General features: G+C 35.5%; 5 protein-coding genes. All 5 read right to left on the bottom strand.

Annotation, left to right across the window (positions count from 1 at the left end; genetic code table 11):
- Positions 1-105 precede the first annotated feature (105 nt).
- Complete coding sequence (gene rodA / locus AC220I_RS20065) at positions 106-1,215, bottom strand: rod shape-determining protein RodA (protein ID WP_486725643.1); 1,110 nt, start codon at positions 1,213-1,215, stop codon at positions 106-108.
- Positions 1,216-1,285: 70 nt separating this feature from the next.
- On the bottom strand, positions 1,286-1,552 hold the full coding sequence (minE, locus tag AC220I_RS20060; protein WP_486725642.1) for a cell division topological specificity factor MinE: 267 nt from the start codon (positions 1,550-1,552) through the stop codon (positions 1,286-1,288).
- A 12-nt stretch (positions 1,553-1,564) separates the two neighbouring features.
- Positions 1,565-2,362 carry a septum site-determining protein MinD gene (gene minD / locus AC220I_RS20055; protein ID WP_486725641.1) on the bottom strand — a complete coding sequence of 266 codons (798 nt, stop codon included), beginning with the start codon at positions 2,360-2,362 and terminating at the stop codon, positions 1,565-1,567.
- Between the two features lie 34 nt (positions 2,363-2,396).
- Positions 2,397-3,137 (bottom strand): septum site-determining protein MinC, encoded by a 741-nt coding sequence (gene minC / locus AC220I_RS20050; RefSeq protein ID WP_486725640.1) that lies wholly within the window; start codon positions 3,135-3,137, stop codon positions 2,397-2,399.
- Positions 3,138-3,229: 92 nt separating this feature from the next.
- A partial coding sequence (locus AC220I_RS20045) for a penicillin-binding transpeptidase domain-containing protein (protein ID WP_486725639.1) occupies positions 3,230-3,554 on the bottom strand: 325 nt, incomplete at its 5' end.

Raw genomic sequence — 3,554 nt, 5'->3', positions numbered from 1 at the left:
ATAACTTTATAAAATATAAATGTGATTAATACGCATCCTTAAGACCTGCCATTAATGCATTTTAACAGTATAGGGTTAAAATGATAGGGGGTCAAAACGGCTTAATTAATACATGAATGTGCCTTTTTTTCTTCGAACATAGATGGTTTCCACTAGGCCTATGGCAATCATACTCGTTACAATTGAAGATGCGCCATAGCTAAAGAACGGAAGCGTAATCCCTGTTACCGGCATAACCCCCATGGTCATTCCTATGTTCTCAATAATCTGAAATGCAAACATGAAGATGATTCCAATGATGATGTTTGAACCGAATTCATCCTTTGCCTTATAGCTTAATATTAAGAGTCGTATTAAGAAAAGAAAATAGAAGAAAATCAGTGCCAAACCACCGACAAAACCTGTTTCTTCGGAAAAAACAGCGAAAATAAAATCGCTTTCTTGAACCGGTAAATAATCAAGGCGATGGTATACCCCTTGAAAAATACCCTTGCCATACATCTGACCTGAACCAATGGTGATTTTTGACTGCATAACATGGTAGTTACCAGGCAAGGTCAAGTCCTCAGGATGTAAGAATGCATCAATACGTTCACGTTGATGAGATTCCAGCATCCTATAAATCAATGGCAACCCAACAACAGAAACAGCAGCACCCAAAGTGATATATCTATACTTAAGGCCATTGACAAACATCATCCCAAAAGTGATTAAAACAAAAACCAAGCCAGAACCTAAATCAGGTTGTTTGAGGACTAATCCTAAAAACGGCGCTAAGATCAAGCCACACTTTAAAATATCTTTAAATGTCTGTACACCACGATTTTTTTCAAGGAATTTAGAAAAGAATATAATATATCCTATTTTGGCAAGCTCACTTGTCTGTATATCAATCGGTCCAATTTCAATCCAGCTTCTTGCACCACCACGAATAACGCCTAAGCCTGGTACATAAACCAGTAAAAGCACCCCTAGCGAAATAAAAAATATACTGATATAAAATTCCCCAAACACTTCATAGTCAATCATCTGCATTAAAATCACGATGACAAGCCCAATGACAAATGAAATAATTTGCATTTTAAATTGTCTGGTAATGCCATCTGTTTGAACATTTGTTGCACTTGCTATGGCGATGACACCGACAGAAAAAATGATTAAGATTATTGCAATGAGCAAATAATCAAAGTTTGTAATGGCTTTTTTTAAATTCAATTTGCACCTCTACGGTTAAAAAACATTTTAATTTACGACTGAAAAAAAGGTCCTTAAAAGGACCTCAATCTTATCTTTTCATATTTTTGATAGGTATACTCGCAACAAGGACAGGTCTTCCTGAAGAATCGTCTCTTGTTCTCGTAATTTTAATATCCAAAGTTGAAAGATCGTATTCCACATGTTCAGATATAGAAGAGAGTATGTCTTCCTTTAAAAGTTCTAAAAGCTCAGGTGTACAATTCGTTCTATCATGCACTAATACAAGCTTTAGTCTCTCTTTTGCTACATCTTTACTCGTTGCTTTTGTATTTAGAAAACCAAATAAGTCAAACATTTCTTCCCCTCCTTACTTTCCAAATGAGAATGCTCTTTTTAATTTTTCAAAAAAGTTTTCTTGAACGTCAAATTGTAAAAATGGGACTTCTTCGCCAATAATTCTCTTAGCGACGTTTCTAAAGGCAGAACCGGATAATGATTGGTCTTTAAAAACTGCAGGTTCCCCTCTATTAGTACTCATTACAACTTCTTCATCATCAGGTACAACCCCAATTAAATCAATTGCAAGAATATCTTCGATATCTTCTACTGTCATCATCTCGCCGCGTTTAACCATATCCACTCTAAGTCTGTTAACGATTAATCTTGGATCATGGATTTCAGCAGCTTCTAAAAGACCTATAATTCTATCAGCATCTCTTACAGCTGAAACTTCAGGTGTTGTAACAACAATTGCTCTATTGGCACCAGCAATGGCATTTTTAAAGCCTTGCTCAATACCTGCAGGACAATCAACAATTACATAGTCAAATGTTTTTTTCAAATCTTCGATAAGCTCTTTCATTTGATCTGGTGTTACAGAATTTTTATCTTTTGTTTGAGCTGCCGGTAAAAGACAAAGATTGTCAAATCGCTTATCCTTGATAAGTGCTTGCTTAGCTCTACAAACACCTGTCACAACATCTACAATATCATATACAATTCTATTTTCTAGACCCAATACGATATCCAAATTTCTTAATCCAATATCAGCATCAATTACACATACTTTTTTGCCTTCAAGTGCAAGTGCAGCTCCAATATTCGCCGTAGTCGTTGTTTTACCAACGCCACCCTTACCGGAAGTTATAACGATAGCTTCTCCCATAAAAACCCTCCAAATCTAATTTAAAATCATAATTCTAATGACATTTTTCTATTTTAATAAGACCTTCACTCACATATGCCTTTTCAGGAATCAAGTTAAAACTGGATTCATCATCATTCGGTGGTACCGAAATAAATTTTGAAATCCTAATTTGTGTTGGTTTCAAAACATTTGAAATAATAATAGCTTGGTCATTTCCAGCTGATCCGGCATGAACAAAACCAAGTAGTTTTCCCATGACGACAACATTGCCCTCTGCAATAATTTCAGCACCGGGATTTACATCGCCAATAACAATAACATTTCCTGGGAACTCTACACTTCTACCAGATCTTAAAGTGCCATAAACGAATTTGGTATCGCATCTCAAATCTGTGGCATCATGTATTTCCTCAAGAGTTTCATTTGCTACATTTTCACTTGGTAATGCCTTCTCGACTTTCTCTTCAACCTTTTCGATCGTCGGTTCAATAGGTGCAGGACTTTGAGCTTCTGCAACTGGGATTGAAGGTCTTGGTCGTTTGTTTTGGTCATCATATAGCTCCAAACTTTCAACAAAAAGACCTGCTTCGAGAATAACATCTTCAATTGCGGATTTCTGCTTATAACTATAAGTCACGCCGTTTAGGCCAATAATTCTTGTGCCTTTATAAAAATCACCTTTTTTAACAAGAAGTTGTTTTAAATAAACCAACACCTTATCAAAATCAGCATTTTCATCAATGACCATAAATAGACCATTTAATTTGCCTTTAAATTCGACAGGGCCTTTCATAGATATTTATCACCACCAAACTATAACAACTTATATTTTATAGTATTTTAACATTTTCTTCAATAAATTAAAGAAAATATATGACTATTCGCTTAATTTTCTGGTTCTCCAGGTGCTGTTAGGTTAAAATAATCCGCATAAATGTCTCTGGCAACAGGTGCACCATAGCCACCATGTCCACCTTGAGGTATTATAATTACCACAGCAATCTCAGGATTATCATACGGCGCAAATGAAACAAACCATGAGTAGTTATCATATGGAAGTCTAAACAGGTTGATATCCTCATCTGTAAGTGTATCGCCAGAAAGCTCTTTAATGGCAGCTCTCATTGCATCACCCTTATTAAGATAGTCTCTGGAAATTAGTAAATTTAGTTTTTCTTCCTTTTCATGTTTCTTAGTTTCATCAGTTTCT

The organism is Fusibacter sp., assembly GCF_057447755.1.
The sequence above is the reverse complement of the archived record's forward strand: the minus strand, read 5'-3'. Positions and strand labels throughout refer to the sequence as shown.